Below are 17,485 nucleotides of genomic sequence, written 5' to 3' on the forward strand. Positions count from 1 at the left end.
CATGTTCCTTTCCGATTTCAGTATCAAGCGGCCCACCGCCACCATCGTCCTGATCCTGGCCATGATGTGCGTCGGTTTGCTGGCGCTCAAGAAACTGCGCGTCAACCAGAATCCCGATGTCGAAGTACCTTTCATCGTCGTCAGCATTCCTTACCCTGGCGCATCGCCCGATACGGTCGAGCGCGAAGTGGTGAACCGTCTGGAAAAGTCGTTGCAAAGCATTTCCGGCGTCACCGAGGTCAATAGCGACTCCAATGAAGGTTCCGCTACCATCTTCCTGAAGTTTTCCTTCAAGACCAACTTGATCGAGGCGTCCGATAATATCCGCAATGCGATTGCCGCCGTGCGCTACAAGTTGCCGACGGAAATGCGCGAGCCTATCTTGCAGCGCATCGACCCGGCTGCCGAGCCGATCATGCAGCTGGCGCTGTCGTCGAGTACGCAAAGCCATGCGGAAATTTCGCGCCTGGCTGAAGACGTGCTGTCGGACCGCTTTCGCACCGTCGATGGCGTAGCGCTGGTCAACGTGGGCGGTTCGCTCAAGCGCGAACTATCCGTGCTGCTGCGGGCGGAAAAATTGCGTGAATACAATGTGTCCGTCAGCGACGTGGTCACCGCATTGCGCAACCAGAACACGAATGCGCCGGTAGGCAAGGTGCGCGGCACGCTGGACGAGAAAAGCATCCGCCTGGTGGGCCGCATCGAGTCGCCCAGCGACTTCGAGAAAGTGGTGATCAAGCGTCGCGGCGAAGAAATCGTGCGCCTGGCGCAAGTGGCCACCATCAGGGATGGCTTTGCCGAAGTCAACAGCCTGAGCATGCGTAGCGGCAAGCCCAACGTGGGCATTTCAATGACCCGCGTGCGCGACGCTTCCACCGTCAGCGTGGCCAACAAGATCCGTGACATGGTAGCGGAGATCAACAAGACCTTGCCGAAAGGTACGCTGCTGCAAGTGACGCGCGACGGCGGCGAAAACGCCCAGCGCAGCTTGAACAATGTGATCGAATCGCTGGTGCTGGGCGCCGTGCTGACAATTTTCGTCGTCTACGCCTTCCTCAATTCCTGGCGTTCGACCCTGATCACGGCGCTGAGCCTGCCCACGTCCGTGATTGCCGCCTTCATTGCCGTGTGGTTGTGCGGCTTCACCCTGAACTTCATGACCTTGCTGGGCCTGTCGCTGGCCATCGGCGTGCTGATCGACGATGCCATCGTGGTGCGCGAAAACATCGTGCGCCACATGCAGATGGGCAAGGACCGCCGCACGGCCGCGCTGGAAGGCACGGCTGAAATCGGCATGGCCGTAGCCGCCACGACCTTCTCCATCATCGCCGTCTTCATTCCCGTGGCCTTCATGCCCGGCATTTCCGGCGAATGGTTCCGTCCGTTTGCCTTGACGGTGACATGCTCGGTGCTGGTCAGCTTGGGTATCTCGTTTACGCTCGACCCGATGCTGTCGGCCTACTGGGGCGACCCGCTCGAGGAAGACGCGGCGCCGAAAAAGGGTATCGGCCGCGTGCTGGAGAAATTCAACCACTGGTTCGACCACCAGGCCGACCGTTACGGCCGCGTGATTGCGTGGGCCCTGCATCACCGCCGCTGGATGGCCGTGATCGCCTTAGGCAGCCTGGTGGGCGCCATCGCCCTGCATGTAACGCATGGCGGTACGAGTTTCTTGCCAGCTTCCGATTCGGGCAATCTGATGATCAATGTGCGCACGCCGTCGTCGAGCAGCATCGAGTATGCGCGCCTGAAACTGGAAGCGGCGGCTGTGCTGGCGCGTACCTTGCCGGAAACCAAGGACACCAACAGCTCCATCAATGCGGGCGGTGGACGAGTCTATGTGGACATCGGCAAGCGCAACACCCGCAAGCGCTCGGCCAAGGAAATCGCGGTCGAACTGCGCGAAAAGATGGCGCGCCTGGTGGGCGCCGAATACGTGGTGCAGGACGACTTGAGCAACGGTTCGCAAAAACCCATACAGGTGGAATTTACGGGGCCCGACTCGCGCAAGCTGATGGCCATCACGAATGCCTACATGGACAAGCTGCGCCTGATTCCCGGCGCCGTCGACGTCGGCCTGTCCGAGCAAGATCCGAAGAACGAGCTGCAAATTGAGCTCAACCGTGGCCTGGCCAACTCGATGGGCATTTCCGTCAATGATGCGGCGCAATCGTTGCGCGTGGCGTTTGCCGGCGTGGAAGTGGGCGACTGGGTCGATCCGACGGGCGAAACGCGCGACGTGGCCGTGCGCCTGCATCCCGATGACCGCGTGGCATCGGAAAACATCGAGCGCCTGCCGATCAGTGTGACGGGCACCTCGCAAATGGTGCCGCTCGACCAGATCGCCACCATTACCATGGGCAAGGGCCCGTCCGGTATCGAGCACAAGAATGGCAAGCGCACGATCACGGTGTCGGCCAACGCGCAGGGCCGCTCGAACGGCGAAGTGACGAGCGACGCCATGAAGCTGGCCAACTCGATCGACTTCCCGCCCGGCTACGGCCTGGCGCTCGGTGGCGCTGGCCAGGACCAGCAAGAGCTGTTCACGGAAATGCTGATCGCGCTGGTGATGGGTATCGGCCTGATGTATTTGATCCTGGTGATGCAGTTTGGTTCCTTCACGGCGCCGGTGGCGGTGATGATGTCCTTGCCGCTCAGTTTGATCGGCGTGGTGGTGGCGCTGGTGATCACCAACAATACTCTCAACCTGATGAGCTTTATCGGCATCATCATGCTGATGGGGCTGGTCGCCAAGAACGCCATCTTGCTGCTCGATGCGGCGCGCAAGCGTGAGGAAGAGGGCCATGGCCGCGAGGAGGCGCTGATGTATGCGGGGCGCATGCGTCTGCGCCCGATTCTGATGACGACGTTTGCGCTGATCGCCGGCATGTTCCCAGTGGCGCTGGGCCTGGGAGAGGGGGGCGAGTTCTACCGTCCATTGGCGATCGCCATTATCGGCGGTACCATCACTTCGACGATTTTGACCTTGCTGGTCGTACCGACCTTCTATGACAGCATCGAAATCGCCCGCGACAGTGCAGTCGCCAAGTTCCACCGCCGCGCCGCGCGCATGCCCGTGGCCGTGGCCATGCTGCTGACCTTGCTCGAGTGCTTGCTGACCTTGCTGTTGCTGCGCTTCGTCTACCGCATGCTGAAAAAGGTTGTGCGGTTCCTGATGCGACGCCGCACGCCGAAAGTGGCGTCGGTCAGCCTGCAAAAGTAAGACCGGGCCAGGGCCAGCTTGCGCTGCGCCTGGGTGTTGCAAGAGCCTTCCATCGGAAGGCTCTTTTTTTGCCTCGCCAGATGGCGCATCTGGAGCGAGGCAGGTAGCGCTTGCAACATGGTGCGCAGGCGCACCGTCGTTACAAGGGTGTAGCGTTGTTGCGATGCGGATAAGTGTTGGCTTTGACGTGGTACAAACCTGTTGCGGATAGTGCCAGACGGGCCAGGACAGGATGTCCCGGCCGCAGCGAGGTTTATTTCGACGACGACACCTTGCTCACTTCCACTTCCCAATCTACGCCTGAGGCGACGTGGTATTTGGCGGCAAAGTCACCCTGGCTGATGGCCACGGCCACGTCGAGCAGGCTGTTCAGGTAGACCAGGGGCTTGCCCTTGGCGACGCCGCCAAAGGTGTGCTCGAACGGCGCCGTGACCTTGGCCACTTGCTTACCCTTGTGCAAAATGCGCACTTGCAGCGGATCGTGCAGTTTTACCTGCAATTCATCGAGCAGGGATTTTGGGATATTTGTCCACACATTGCCATACTTGACGTCGAGCACGGGCACGATGCCGCGAATGGTATTGCCCTCGCGCACAGGCTTTTGATACGCGATCTTGACCACGGATGTGCTCGGCAATTGCGGACCCACTTGCTCATAGCTGATGGCGCCCGAGGCCAGGCGTGCACCGACGTAGGCGTACACGTCGCGGCCATGGAAGGTGTAGGACTCACTTGATCCGGCCAGGCGGTTGAGCTTTTCATCGATTTCGCGCAATTCGGCCACGCCGTCGCGCTCGGCGATCAGGGTGAACAAACCATTGTCCGGCCCCACGAAGTAGCGGCCACCCTTGGTTTTCAATACCACCGACTTGCGGTTGGTGCCCACGCCCGGGTCGATGACGGAAACAAACACCGTGCCTTGCGGCCAGTAATTGGCTGTCTGGTACAGGCGGTAGGCGCCCAGCCAGATATCGTAATCGGGAATCTGGTGCGTCAGATCCGAGATGGTGAGTTGCGGATCGACGCCATAGGCTACGCCATGCATGGCGGACACGGCGCCGTCGGCCGTGCCGAAGTCCGTCATCAGCACCAGCGGTGCTGCAGCCTGGGCGCTGGACAGCAGAACGGCGCTCAGGCAGGCGCCGGCGACGAGGTGGGAGAGGCGTTTGATGCGCATGATTTATCCTTATGTGTGTTAGAACGTGTAGCTGAGCTTGGCGTAGAAATACGCGCCATTGACGCCGATGGGGTTGATGAAATTGTAGGGCAGGGCGCCGCCATAGGTGGCGTTATTCGTCTGACGCACGCGCTGCGGATAGCGATCGAGGATATTGTTGCCACCTACGCTCAGGGTCAGCTGCTGGCTCAGTTTCAATTGGCCTTCCAGGTCCAGCGACCAGACGGCGCCGAAGCGCTGCGCGGGGATGCCATCGATCAAGGGCGCATCGCTGTCGTACGAAAAATCTTTCAGTTCGCCAAAGCGTGTGGCGCGCGCCTGCACGCCCCAGCCGGCTGCCTGCCAGTCGGCACCCAGGATCAATTTGCTGGTGGGGGAGGCATGTTGGATGCGGAACAAACTCGTCTGCGTCAGCAAGGCCAAGCCGGGATCGATGTTACTCAGCGCAGCGGAACTCTGGCGTACCTTGTCGAGACTGGTTTTGTTCAAGTTCAGCGCCGCGTTCAGGTTCAGCTTGCCTGCAGTGAAGGCCAGGTCGTGATTGAGCACCACGTCCAGGCCTTTTGTGCGCGTGTCGAGCAGGTTGGCCAGGTAGGCCACGGACTGGATGTCGCTGTGGCCATTCCTGGCCAGGTAGGCGGTGACGGCCTCGCTTTGCAAGTCGCTTGAGCGCGTGATGCGGTCGCGGATGCGGATCACGTAGGCGTCCACCGTCACGCTGGTGGCGGCCGCCGGTTTCCAGGCCAGGCCCAGGGACAGGTTGGTCGATTTTTCCGCTTTCAGCTGCTGCGCGCCGAAGCTGCGCGCCAGTGGGTCGCTGGCCGGTAGCAGGGCCGATGTTTGCAGGGCCGTGCCATCGGCGTTGAAATTTAACGTAGCAAAGCGGAAACCCGTCTGCACGAGAGCCGGTGCGCGAAAGCTGTTCGACAGCGAACCGCGCAGAAGAAAATGTTGCGTCACTTTATAGCGCGTCGACAGCTTGCCCGTGCTGGCGCTGCCGAAGTCGCTGTAGTCGGAATAGCGCGCGGCGGCGCCCACCAGCAGGCGCGGCGTGAGATCGTTTTCCACGTCTGCATACACGGAGCGTACTTGTCGGCTGCCGTCGTAGGCGTCGGACGGGCGCAAGCCCGGCCCCGCCTGGGCGCCTGGCGGGGCAGCGGTGACATTGCCGGCCGCATACGACGCGGCGTCACCGGCCGTGCTTTGATAGGTTTCGCGCATCCATTCTGCGCCCACTGCCAGGCTCAACGGGGCGCGCAAGCCGACGTCGATGGAGCGCGTGGCATCGAGGTTCAAGGCGTTCTGGCGGAAGTCGAAGCCGGCCAGCTTGAAACGCGTGGGGCTGGCCGCGCCCAGCGAGGCGTTGACGGAGTCGCTGACAGCATAGTCAAAGCGGTCGCTGCCATGGCGCGCGCTGGCATCCCAGTTCCACTCGCCCCAGCTGCCACGCACGCCGGCCACGATGCTGAGGTCGCGCTTGTCGCCGTTGGTGACGGGGCGGTAGCCGTTCGGATACAGGGCCGGCACGTTCGATGGGTCGCCCGGATAGCGGAAGTAGGCGCTGCCGTCCGACCTGCGCTCGTTCAAGGTGGCAAATGAGTATAGGTCGAGGCCATTGTCCAGGCTGAGCTGGGTGTTGTAGAACAAGTAGTTGTTGCGCTGGCGCGAGTCACCCGACTTGAACACTACCTTGCCATCGAGCGCTTGGTCGGCTGGCGTGGAGTTGTAGGAAGTCCAGCCCGCGTCGCTGGGACCGGCCCGTTCCGTGGGAGAGCGGCGCCGCGTTTCCGCACCGAAGCGGAAGTAGCCTGCCTCGCCCAGCGGCACGCCATAGTCTGCGTTGACGATAACGCTCTGGCCATCCGTCAGGGTTTGGTCGGTGGGCTCGAAATGCGTGTGGTTGGCGCCATAGCTGACGGAGGCGGCGCCGCCCGTGCGCGCCTTTTTCAGCACGATGTTGATCACGCCCGCGACGGCGTCGCTACCGTACTGGGCACCGGCGCCGTCGCGCAGGATTTCGATGTGGTCGATAGCATTCGGTGGAATGGCGTTGATGTCGACCGGCACGGTGCCGGCAAAGCTGCTTTCCGTGTCGAGCACGGCGCTCGTGTGGCGGCGCTTGCCGTTGATCAGCACCAACACCTGGTCGGGCGCCAGTCCCCGCAACTGGATGCCGCGTACGGAGTCCGACGCGCCACTCGATTCGATGCGCGGGAAGTTGATCGAGGGCGAGAGGTTTTGCAGGGCCGCGCCGACGTCGCCCGTCGATAGCGCATTGCTTATTTCGCGCACGCCGAAGCGGTCGATGGGCACGCTGCTGTCGAACACCGTGCGGTTGCGCGCGCGCGAGCCGACGACAGTGACCTGGTCGATGCTGGCGGTGGCCGTTACAGCGCTAGTGCCCGCACCAGTGCTCGCTGGCGTGTCCTGCGCCCAGGCGGACGGTGCGCCCAGCATGGCGCAGGCCAGTACGATGGCGCGCAGCGGCGTGGCGGGAGTGGCAGATTCGGGATAGAAGTGGCGCGGATGCACGGCGGTGTCCTTTGGGCTTAAGTAGTGTCGGTATGGAAACAGTTACCATGAGCTTAAGGGAGGCGCCGGGCCTACGCTAACGATTCTTTCTCGATATGCTTATGCTGTTGTGAATATGCCGCAAGCTGGCGCGGCAAGGACGGCGTGATGTCGATGGCGCCAAATCCTGGCCGTCGTCAGGACAGGATTTGGCCGCAGCCGTGATTTCAGGCGGCGTGTTCGGCTTCGTCCAGGTCGGGCGCGTCGTCGCTGTTGTAGACGGCCAGGTCGGTTTGCCCCATGACGCGGCTGGTGACGGTGCCGGCCGTGATCGAGCCGCTCACGTTCAGGGCCGTGCGGCCCATGTCGATCAGCGGCTCGACGGAGATCAGCAAGCCGGCCAGGGCGACGGGCAAGTCCATGGCTGACAGCACTATCAGCGCGGCAAACGTGGCGCCGCCGCCCACGCCGGCCACGCCGACGGAACCGATGGTGATGATGGCCAGCAAGGGCAGCAGGAAGCTGACGGTGAACGGATCGACGCCGACGGTGGGGGCGATCATCACGGCCAACATGGCCGGGTAGATGCCGGCGCAGCCATTTTGGCCGATGGTCGAGCCGAACGAGGCGGCAAAATTGGCGATGCCTTCCGGTGTGCCCAGGCGCTGGGTTTGCGTCTGCACGCTCATCGGGATCGAACCGGCGCTGGTGCGCGAGGTGAACGCGAAAGCCAGCACGGGGAAGACTTTTTTCACGAAGCGCAGCGGGTTCAGGCCGACGCCGGCGATGATGGCCAGGTGCACCAGGAACATCAAGATCAGCGCGCTGTAGGAGGCAACGACGAAGTTGATCAATTTCAAGATGTCGGTGTAGCTCGACGAGGCTACCACTGCAAACATCAGCGCGAATACGCCGTACGGCGTCAGGCGCAGCACCAGGGTGACCATGCGCATGACGATGGCGTGCGCCACTTTCATGAAGTTGTCGAAGGAAGCGAAGATTTCCGGCTTTTTTGTCGCGATGCCCGTGGCCGAGATGCCGATGAAGATCGAGAACACCACTACGGCGATGGTCGACGTCTTGCGCGCGCCCGTCATGTCGAGGAAGGGATTGGTCGGCACGAAGCTGACCAGCAGTTTCGGCAAGGACAGAGCCTTCGCCGTTTCCAGCGAGCCTTGCAACTGCACGCCGCGCGCCACTTCGGCCGCGCTCGAGGTCAGGCCGACAGCCGTCAGGCCGAACAGCTTGGCCATTAAAATGCCCAGCGCGGCGGCGATCGTAGTGGTGACCAAGAGGGTGCCGATGGTCAGCGCGCTGATCTTGCCCAATGAACTGGCGTCCTTGAGTTTTAAAATGGCGGAAATGATGGAGACCATGATCAACGGCATGATGATCATTTGCAGCAGTTTTACATAGCCGCTGCCGACGATGTCGATGTATTCATTGGTGCCCGCGATGATGGGCGAGCCGGCGCCATACAGCGCTTGCGCCGTCGCACCCAGCAACACGCCCAGACCCAGGCCCGTGAAGACACGTACGGTAAACGTCGCGTGTTTGCGTTGCTGGTGGAACATGAAGGCGAAGACGATCAACGCTACGAGCAGGTTCAAAATGATGTTAATTGCCATGAAGGGGCCTTATCTTGGTTTTATTCGACACTGCGGAGAGCATGAAAACGATATTGCAAGTCATTGCTGACCCAGCCCGGGGAGAAAGGGCAAACACTGTACAGTACTATGCTGGTGTTTTGCACAATGCTGCTGCGAATATTACGCTATATGAATATGCTGCGCAGACATAAGCACAGGCATAAGCACAGGTATAACCCGTGCGGCGGATTGTGAAAAGGAACAATCCATGCCAGCATGTTGCTTAGTTTGCCAATCTGGCGCAGTATTTTTTAAGGAAAAAGATGAATGCTATAACGGAAGTGCCAATACATGCTTTAACGCAAGCGCAAGTGCTCGATGCGGAAGAGCGCTTGCGCCTGGCCATGCTGGCCTCCGACGTCGCCGCACTGAATATATTGTTGGCCGATCAATTGCTGTTTACGAACCACCTGGGCCACTTGCTGAGCAAGCAGGCAGACCTGGCAGCGCATGAGCAGCGCTTGCTGACCATCACCGATCTGCGCGCCTCCGAGTGCCATGTGCGCATCAACGGCCACGTGGCCGTGGTTTCCATGCGCATGCAACTGACCGGTAGTTATCACGACGTGGAAACGCGTGGCGACTTCCGCTTTACGCGCGTCTGGGCGCAGGACGCGGCCGGTGTGCTGCAAGTGATCGCCGCCCATTCCGGCGTCGTGGCATAGGGGGGGGCGTGGATCATCGTTCCAAAGGGCAGTTGTTTGAAGCTGTCATCGCCGCCGGTCCCGCTACCCTGGCCATCACTGCCGGCTATCCGGTGCTGCTGTACCAGCTGGTGCGCACCTATGCCGACACTCCCGGCGACCATGCCCTGACAGCAATGCTACTGACGGGCGGCCTGTGGGCCTTGCTGGAATTCTGGCGCATCGTCCTGGCCACAGTGGCGCGCAAGGCGTATGCGTTCAATGCGCGCTTCTGGCTCGCCATCGCCAGTTTTTTTGCCTGCTTCGTGCGCTTCGTGCCAGACATGCCGGCCGGACTGATGCTGCTGTTGATGGTGTTGCCGGCGTTGGCGTGGACGCATTTCATTGTGCTGCAGATCAAGCGTCCGCGCGACCTGTAAGTTTTATTGCTCCTCTTCCGCCGCGTCCTTCAGCCAGGCGATGCGTCCATGAGCTGCCTCATGCAGATGCGCCAGCAGGGCGGTGGCGGCCGTTTCAGGCAGGCTGAAATCGAACAGCACGGCCTGGCCATGCGTCACGCTCAGCAAGGTGGCGCCGGCGCCATCGAGCTCGCGGCGCAACATGCCTTCCATCGCATACGGCAGCGTGCAGCGCAGGCTGCGCTGGCGCACGATGGCCGTCTTTTCTGCCTGCAGCAACGCTTGCGCCACGCTATCCGTATAAGCGCGCACCAGGCCGCCCGTGCCCAGCTTGATCCCGCCAAAGTAGCGCACGACGGTTGCCAGCACGCCTTCCAGGTCCTGGTGGCGCAGCACGTCGAGCATGGGCCGCCCGGCCGTGCCGCTCGGCTCGCCATCATCGACAGCTGCCGACTGCCCGCCCGCCAGCAGCGCCCAGCACACGTGGCAGGCACCCGGATGCTGCGCCTTCAAGTCATGCACCACCTGCTGCGCGCTGGCGCGGTCCGTCATCGGCTGCACGCAGCCGATGAAGCGGCTTTTCTTGATGATCAGTTCGCTGTGGACAGGGGTGGCAATGGTATACGGCATGGCGGGTGGAGTGGCGGGCAAAGCAGCATGATAGAGGAAATGCACGTCTGGGACGAGTCAGTGCCGGTTCAAGTGGTGCAGATGGTCTCCAGCGCAGCTGCGTTGGGTGCTTGCAGGATGTCGAATAGTCGCAGTGCGCGCAGCGTGGGCAAGGCGTCCGGGAGGTGGCGTTCGGCCATGCAGTGCAATACCAAGAACCTCGCCCGAGGCCTGGGCCGGGCATGGTGCGCGTGGTAGGATGCCGGGCACTTACTTTACCGGCCTGAAGATGAACAGCGAAACCGCATTTTCCCATTCCATGTCGATCCAGCTGGCTCAGCGGAGCGCGCTTTGACAGCGGCGCTAGCCAGTCGGCGAGGCAAGGCGCCGGAGGCGCGCGATTTACTGCTCGCTGCCTGTCGTATCGTTGCCAGCGATGGTTGGGCTGGATTGACGCTGCGCCCGCTCGCACAACACCTGCAGGTCTCCGTCACTGTGTTGAGCAATCATTACGGCACGCGCGCCGACGTCATCGCCGCTATCTGCAACGCTGCCCACACTGAGCAGTTACAGTTATTGGCAAACTGGCGCCAATTCTTGCTGCCTCTGGGGCGCCTGAGCGCATCCACCGCAGCCGATCTCAGCGATACCATACTGGAAGAACTTGCCACGCACGCACGTGATTTTTCACTGCTATTCATGGAGGTCCTCCAAGCCAGCAGATGCGATGCAGCGCTGCATCTGGCATCGGCCCCATGGCTGGACGAGCATATGCGGTTCTGGGCGCAGCTAGGGATGCAGGCCGGCATGCCGGCGACACTGACCGGCAGTGGATGGTTGGGCGGCTACGCCATCGACGAATTGGCTTATAGCATCAGCCTCAATCACCTTCCTGCCTATCGCATGTTGCGCCGCCAGTGCCTGCGTCGCCTGTTTTCCGGCGTGCTATCAGCGTCGGGGAGCGACGGCGATGCCTTGCTGTTTCAAACCCTGTTTGATGCTTTGGCGTACCGTGCTGATGAAGTCAGCGTTATCCATGGCGTCGATTTTGCCACGGACTGGCCTGGGCGTGCAGCACGCGCCTGCGCGCTGACGCTCACCGAGCGAGGCGTCAGCGCGCTCACTCATCGAGCGATCGCAGCAGAAGCAGGCGTACCGCACACGACCTTGAGCTACCGCTACAGTACCCAGCAAGATCTGGTGGTTGCCGGACTCGAATACATCATTTCCCATCTGCTGCGCGCAGTCGATGCCGACGCACAAGCGGACGCGGCGCCGCGATCTTCCGGGCAAGCTTGCGCTGCCGACAAGCCAGGACTTGATGTTGGTCGCGCGACGTTTGCGCTTGCCGTCGCCGCTGCTCGCATGCCCCAGCTCGTTCCCAGCGCGGCCGACATGCGCCGCAGCCGGGGCGTCAATCTGCTGAAAATCCTGCGCCGTATTTCTCCCCCCATACCGGACGTGGATATGCTGGGCGCCCAGATCGCCGCCATCGGCTTGATTGGTTTGGCCAACACCTTGCCAGAGGCGCAACAGAGCCGTCTTGCTGCTGCGTACGAAAGTCTTTTGGCGTATTTTCGGGCTTAGATGATTTCGACCAGTCGTCATTGTTTGATTCAATAGTGTTGTTTTTAGGCTTTGTTTATTCGTACATCTGTAATTTGCAGGTAACATTTGACTGGTAGAGTCGTGTCTTTCACACACTTCTCATTCAGGAACGCATGTCTACCCCCTTCTCTTTTCACGGCGCAATGCTTGTCTGCGCCGCTGCCTGCAACGCTGCATTTGCGGCGCCCGTCGACACTATCGACACAGCGCCATCAGTGCAGTTGGCGCCCGTCATCGTTACCGCCCAGCGCCGCAGCGAAAACTTGCAAACCGTGCCAATCGCCGTCACCGCGGTCAGCGGCAAAGCGCTGGAGGACTCCGGCTATCAATCCATCACCGACTTGCAATATCTGGTGCCCGGTCTGCAGTACGATCCGACCAAGGGCGCCGCGTTCCAGATACGCGGCGTTGGCAGCCAGTCGTTTGACTTTTCCAATGCCAAGTCCGTGAGCGTGGTGGTCGATGATGTCGTCATGGATGCGCAGCGCGCAAATGGCTTGATCGGCTTGATCGACATTGAGCGCGTCGATGTGCTGATGGGGCCGCAGGGCACCCTGTTTGGCAAGAATGCCACCTCTGGAGTGATGTCGGTGACGACAGAGAAACCTGAACTCAAACAGTGGTCCGTCCGGGCTGGCGCCAGCTATGGCCAGCGCAGCGACCGCCAGTACAACGCAACCGTGAACGCGCCACTGGGAGACAGTAGCGCCTTGCGCATCTCGGCCTTCGAGCAGGGCCAGGATGGCTATGGCCGTTACACGACACTGGGGCGCAAGCTGGGCGAGGTCAAGGAGCATGGTTACCGTGCCCGGCTGCTGTTCAATCCCAGCCGCGACCTCGAAGTCATCGTGTCTAATGACTATCAGCAGCACTGGGACAGCAACATTCGTACTGCTGTTTCTGGCGCACCAGCCAAACTGGTCAAGGCGCAACTGGACGCTGGCGTGGTACCCGGACCACGCAATGCCGACAACGCCGACTCCGCATTTGGCCAGACTACGACCGAAGAATGGGGAAGCTCGCTGCGCGTGCGTTATAAAGTGGGCGATGCCACCTTGACGGCCATCACGGCGTATCGCGGCTCAACTTTTGACAACGATACCCCGGCCAACCTTGTGCCGCACAATATCTACGCCTTCATTCCTTTCAATAAAGGCGAGTTGGAAACCTCCAAGTACAGCCAGGAAATCCGGCTGGCGTCGGGCTCCGATCAGTTCATGGAATATGTGGGCGGCCTGTTTTACAACAAACTCAATGCCAAGCAGACGCAGTTGCAATGGGGCACGCAGGGCGCGCCGTTAGTTTCTCCCAACGGTGTGCCGCTCAGGCAGTTGTATGCCTTGACCGGCGCTATCGGCAAAAGCGGTAATACTTCGCTATTCGATGCGGAAAATGTGACGACCGCGGCGTTCGGCCAGTTGAAGTTCAATTTTACGCCGCAGGCCAGCGTTGCCATCGGCGGGCGCTACACGCGCGACCGCAATGGTCAGTCGCTCAGCTATATCGACGTACCGAGCGAGCCTATCACCGGCATCAACAATACCTTTGTCGCCACCAGTGCCCCACCGCTGTATCCGGAAGGCACGGTCAATGGCCACAATTTCTCTTACCGTATTTCACCACAGTACAAGTTATCGAAGGATGTGATGGTGTACGCGAACTACACCACCGGCTACAAGCCCGGTGGCATCGCTTTCGTCGGCAACAAGTACGATCCCTATCGGGAAGAGACGGTCAAGAGTGTTGAGCTGGGCGTCAAATCGGAATTGCTGGGCCGTACCTTGCGCCTCAATGCTGACGTGTTCATGGGGAAATTCAAGGATTTCCAGACCACCATCTTGACGACGATTCCCGGCAGCCAGACCTTACAGGCCGTCATTGGCAACGCAGGCGGCTTGCGCAGCATGGGCGCGGAAGTCGGGCTTACCTGGCGCGCGGCGCCGGCGCTGACCTTGAATAGTTCACTGACCTACACCGATGCCAAGTACACCAATTACGTCTACGACAGCAAGACTAATTACACGGGCAGCCGCTTGAGCAATGCGCCGCGCTGGGCCGGCACCATGGGCCTCGATTACCAGACGGCTGCAGGAGCGAACATGGTCATCAAGGCGCATATGGACGTCTCTTTCCGTAGCAAGCTGTGGACCGTGGTCGGACAACCGGCCTATTCGCAGGTGCCCGGTTACGCACTGGTCAATGCCCGCGTCACGCTGTCGCCGAACGACAGCGCCTTCGAGTATGGGATTTACGCGCGTAATCTGTTCAATCGCTACTACTCCACTGGCTACCAGCAATATGGTCCATTGGGTTTGCTGCAATACACCACACCGAACGCCTATCGTAGCGTCGGCATGTTTGCAAAATACAATTTTTAAGAAAGCCCCATGATGAAGATGACGTTATCGCTCACGATCGCTGCCTCTCTGTTCTGCACTGCAGCCCTTGCAGCGCCGATGGAAGCGCCCCACTTGCCGGGTAGCCTGCGTATGAACGAAATCCAGGTGCTCGGCACCCATAACAGCTATGCGCAGGGCCTTGATCCGCGCGTATCGGCGCTGTTTGAGCAGGCGATGACCAAGAGTGTCGGCAATTACATCGAACGCATGCCGGCCCCTGCGCGCGCCCTGTTCCAGGAAGAGCATCCCAATTTGATGCTGCCTAGCGAAATGCTGAAATACGCCCATCCCGGCCTGACGGCGCAACTGGACCTGGGCGTGCGCAGTCTTGAGATCGATGTCAATCCCGATCCCGCGGGCGGACAGTTTGTACGGCCGGTCAGCTACCGCATGTTGCGCGAACAGGGCGTCACCGACTTGCTGCCCTTCGATGACACCGGCTTGCGCGAGCCGGGCTTCAAAGTGCTGCATATTCCGGATATCGATTTTCGCAGCAGTTGTCCTACGTTGCGGCAATGTTTGCAACAGGTGCGCACTTGGTCGGATGCCAACGCGGGCCATATCCCGCTATTTCTGCTGATCGAGGCAAAAAACCAGGATGTGCCCATTCTCCCTGGCGCCACACAGACAGTCCCGTTTTCGCCGGGCCTGTTTGATGACCTGGACCACGAACTCATGTCCGTGCTGGGCCGCGACCGCATCATCACGCCCGATGATGTCAGAGGCACTTACGCGACGCTCAACGAGGCCATCCGCGCGGGGCAATGGCCGACGCTCGACGCAGCGCGCGGCAAGGTGGTACTGCTGATGCTGACGGCCAATGGCCCGGGGGCCACGGCGGACTACCTCAAGGACCATCCGTCCTTGCGTGGCCGCATGGCCTTTCTGCGCGCGCAACCGGGCGAAGACCACGCGGCTTTCCTGATGTTCGATAATGCGCTGGTGCGTGCGCAAGAAATCAGGCAATACGTGCAGCAAGGATATCTGGTGCGCACCCGTTCCGACATTGAAACCCATGAAGCCAAGACGAATAGCCTGGAACGCGCGAACGCTGCTTTTGCCAGTGGCGCGCAAGTGGTTTCTACTGATTTCGAAATGCCTGGCAATGCCTATGGAACAAGTTACGTGGTACGACTTCCGGGTGGCGCGGCGGCGCGTTGCCGGCCACACTTGAAAGTGCCTTGTATGCCGGCCAAACACTGAAACCTTTGAGGCGCGGCGCTTGTCACCGCCGCGCTGCAACGCTATAGCCTGCCCGGCCGCCTGGGCCGCCACAGAAGGAGACGAGACGTGCTTGGAAGGCGCTTTGATAGAGTGACTGTCGCATATGGTTGCGCGCATTTCGGCAAGATTTCACTCTGGTACGCCAGTGAAATCTTGTTTGCCTATTATCTGAGTGAAGTGTGTGGCTTGCCTCCCTCGCAGATGGGGCTGATCCTGGCTGCCAGCTTTGTGCTCAGTGCTGCCGCTGACTTGCTGGTGGCGCGTGCCTTGCACGAGCGACTGCATCAGGTGGCGCGCGCAATCGATTTGCAACTGCTGGGGGCGGTGAGTAGTTCGATCGCGCTACTGGCCTTGTTCCTGGGCGCCAGCGTGCCAGCCGCCTGGCAATTGGCCTACGGCCTGGTGTTCGCTGCCGCATTTAGGCTCAGCTATGTAGTGCTGGACTTGCCGCAGAATGTATTGATGAGCATCGCCACGACAGATGCATCGAGCCGTGCACGCCTGGCCTCCATGCGCACGTTCTGTAGTTCCGTCGCAGCCTTGCTGATAAGCGCATCGCTGCTGCCGCTGATGTCGCGACAGGCGACGCTGCCAGTGGCCGCCCGCTTTATCCTGTTGGCAATGCTGCTGGCAATATTGGCCGTGCTCAGTGCATCGGCGCTGAAGAAAGCGCTTGCGACTCGCGCGCACAGCATACGCGACATACGCACCATACGCGCCATACGCGCGACTCCGGCAACTCCGGCAACTTCGCCGGCTTCGGCAAGCGTGGTAGCGGAGGGCCGCTTGGGCCTGCGGCTGTCCGCGCCGATGTGGCGCAATATAGCAATCGGCTTTCTGGTCACCATGACGGTATCGTGCTTCGGCAAGGTGGCGCCGTTTTATAACGCTTATTTTTTGTCCGCAGTGCAGTGGGGCAGCTACGTGCTACCTGCTGCCTCGCTAGGCGCGGCCTTGTCGCAAGCTGTCTGGGCCTCGCTAGCCACCCGCATCAGCACAAACTGGCTGCTGGGCGTGGCCGCTTGCATGCTGGCCATGGCGGCAACAGCGTTCTGTGTGGGCGCCGCGCATCCCGTACTCGCCATCAGCGCCGCCTTCTGCATAGGCGCCGGCAGCAGTGGCATGGGCATGACACTGTGGGCCGCCTTTGCCGGCATGGCGGCGGATCAACATCGCGTTTCGGTGGCGCTCGCATACGGGACACTGACGGCATCGCTGAAGATCGCGCTTGCCTGCGGCGCTGGCGCTATTGGTCTAGTCCTGTCGATGGTCGATTATCGCAAGGAACAGAGCGCAGTCCTGGTCTATCTGATGAGCGTCCCATCAATTGCGGCCGTGCTGATCATGGCACTTGTCAGCGTTGCCACATATGCTGCACATGCTGCATATGCCGCAAGCCAAATGACAGGGAGGAGCCGCACTGCGCTTACGACGGGGCAGGCAGCAAGGCGATGAGGTTCGCGCTATTGACGTCGCGTTGCCAGAGGTGACGCGCCATTGCGGATCAGTGCGTGTTGGCCCACGCTGCTGCCAGCGGCTGGGCTTGCTCAAACTTCCTGCATTTCTATTCGAATGCAGCGGAGGGCAGAGCTTGCGTAGCAGTTTTCACCGAGAGCAGAGAGCGACAGAAACAAAAAGGCCAAAACAAAAAAGCCAACCGCGAACGGTTGGCTTGTCTGACGTATTTGGTAGGCCGTGCGGGATTCGAACCTGCGACCAACGGATTAAAAGTCCGCTGCTCTACCAGCTGAGCTAACGACCCAAAAACTGTACAACAACTGCGGTAACGCTGTGCCGCATCGATATGTTTGCCATAGCAAGGCGCAAACACACGATGAGGGCTAAATCTTGGTAGGCCGTGCGGGATTCGAACCTGCGACCAACGGATTAAAAGTCCGCTGCTCTACCAGCTGAGCTAACGACCCAAGGGCGGCTATTATGACGGCCAAAGCCGGTTTTGGGAAGGGCCTGATGGGCCAGGGGCAGAAAAAAGCCTCGCGCGGTGCGCGCGTGTCGTCTGATGTGGCTAGCAAGCCCGCACGC

General features: G+C 60.7%; 11 protein-coding genes and 2 tRNA genes. 7 read left to right on the forward strand and 6 right to left on the reverse strand.

Annotated features, from left to right (window positions below; genetic code table 11):
- Position 1: 1 nt before the first annotated feature.
- Complete coding sequence (locus tag ACQ4V8_RS08985; protein WP_436571259.1) at positions 2-3,223, forward strand: efflux RND transporter permease subunit; 3,222 nt, start codon at positions 2-4, stop codon at positions 3,221-3,223.
- A gap of 253 nt (positions 3,224-3,476) precedes the next feature.
- Here the strand turns inward: ACQ4V8_RS08985 and ACQ4V8_RS08990 are convergent, their stop codons facing one another.
- From ACQ4V8_RS08990 to ACQ4V8_RS09000, 3 genes are all read right to left on the reverse strand, one after another.
- Positions 3,477-4,400: an SAM hydrolase/SAM-dependent halogenase family protein gene (locus ACQ4V8_RS08990; protein ID WP_436571260.1), complete on the reverse strand. Its 924-nt coding sequence runs from the start codon at positions 4,398-4,400 to the stop codon at positions 3,477-3,479.
- A gap of 18 nt (positions 4,401-4,418) precedes the next feature.
- Complete coding sequence (locus ACQ4V8_RS08995) at positions 4,419-6,932, reverse strand: TonB-dependent receptor plug domain-containing protein (protein WP_436571261.1); 2,514 nt, start codon at positions 6,930-6,932, stop codon at positions 4,419-4,421.
- Positions 6,933-7,138: 206 nt separating this feature from the next.
- Positions 7,139-8,539, reverse strand: a complete 1,401-nt coding sequence (locus ACQ4V8_RS09000) for an L-cystine transporter (RefSeq protein ID WP_436571262.1) — start codon at positions 8,537-8,539, stop codon at positions 7,139-7,141.
- 284 nt (positions 8,540-8,823) lie between these two features.
- Between ACQ4V8_RS09000 and ACQ4V8_RS09005 the strand changes: the two genes are divergently transcribed.
- Entirely contained in the window at positions 8,824-9,225 is a 402-nt protein-coding gene (locus tag ACQ4V8_RS09005; RefSeq protein ID WP_010396113.1) for a nuclear transport factor 2 family protein, read from the forward strand.
- A gap of 8 nt (positions 9,226-9,233) precedes the next feature.
- Positions 9,234-9,623, forward strand: a complete 390-nt coding sequence (locus ACQ4V8_RS09010; protein ID WP_436571263.1) for a hypothetical protein — start codon at positions 9,234-9,236, stop codon at positions 9,621-9,623.
- Between the two features lie 3 nt (positions 9,624-9,626).
- On the opposite strand, the gene ACQ4V8_RS09015 is transcribed toward ACQ4V8_RS09010, so the two are convergent.
- Positions 9,627-10,232 carry an IMPACT family protein gene (locus tag ACQ4V8_RS09015; protein ID WP_436571264.1) on the reverse strand — a complete coding sequence of 202 codons (606 nt, stop codon included), beginning with the start codon at positions 10,230-10,232 and terminating at the stop codon, positions 9,627-9,629.
- Positions 10,233-10,661: 429 nt separating this feature from the next.
- Here ACQ4V8_RS09015 and ACQ4V8_RS09020 point away from each other — a divergent pair, with 429 nt between their 5' ends.
- The 4 genes from ACQ4V8_RS09020 (at position 10,662) to ACQ4V8_RS09035 (ending at position 16,897) form a co-directional block, all read left to right on the forward strand.
- On the forward strand, positions 10,662-11,798 hold the full coding sequence (locus ACQ4V8_RS09020; protein WP_436571265.1) for a TetR family transcriptional regulator: 1,137 nt from the start codon (positions 10,662-10,664) through the stop codon (positions 11,796-11,798).
- Positions 11,799-11,932: 134 nt separating this feature from the next.
- Entirely contained in the window at positions 11,933-14,197 is a 2,265-nt protein-coding gene (locus tag ACQ4V8_RS09025) for a TonB-dependent receptor (RefSeq protein WP_436571266.1), read from the forward strand.
- A gap of 9 nt (positions 14,198-14,206) precedes the next feature.
- Positions 14,207-15,421: a Ca2+-dependent phosphoinositide-specific phospholipase C gene (locus ACQ4V8_RS09030; RefSeq protein WP_436571267.1), complete on the forward strand. Its 1,215-nt coding sequence runs from the start codon at positions 14,207-14,209 to the stop codon at positions 15,419-15,421.
- Between the two features lie 111 nt (positions 15,422-15,532).
- A complete protein-coding gene (locus ACQ4V8_RS09035) occupies positions 15,533-16,897 on the forward strand; it encodes an MFS transporter (RefSeq protein WP_436571268.1) in 1,365 nt (454 codons plus the stop codon).
- A gap of 231 nt (positions 16,898-17,128) precedes the next feature.
- Here the strand turns inward: ACQ4V8_RS09035 and ACQ4V8_RS09040 are convergent.
- A tRNA-Lys gene (locus tag ACQ4V8_RS09040) sits at positions 17,129-17,204 on the reverse strand.
- A gap of 87 nt (positions 17,205-17,291) precedes the next feature.
- A tRNA-Lys gene (locus ACQ4V8_RS09045) sits at positions 17,292-17,367 on the reverse strand.
- Positions 17,368-17,485: the final 118 nt, after the last annotated feature.

This window comes from Janthinobacterium paucivorans, assembly GCF_051380805.1.
GTDB lineage: Bacteria > Pseudomonadota > Gammaproteobacteria > Burkholderiales > Burkholderiaceae_D > Janthinobacterium > Janthinobacterium lividum_D.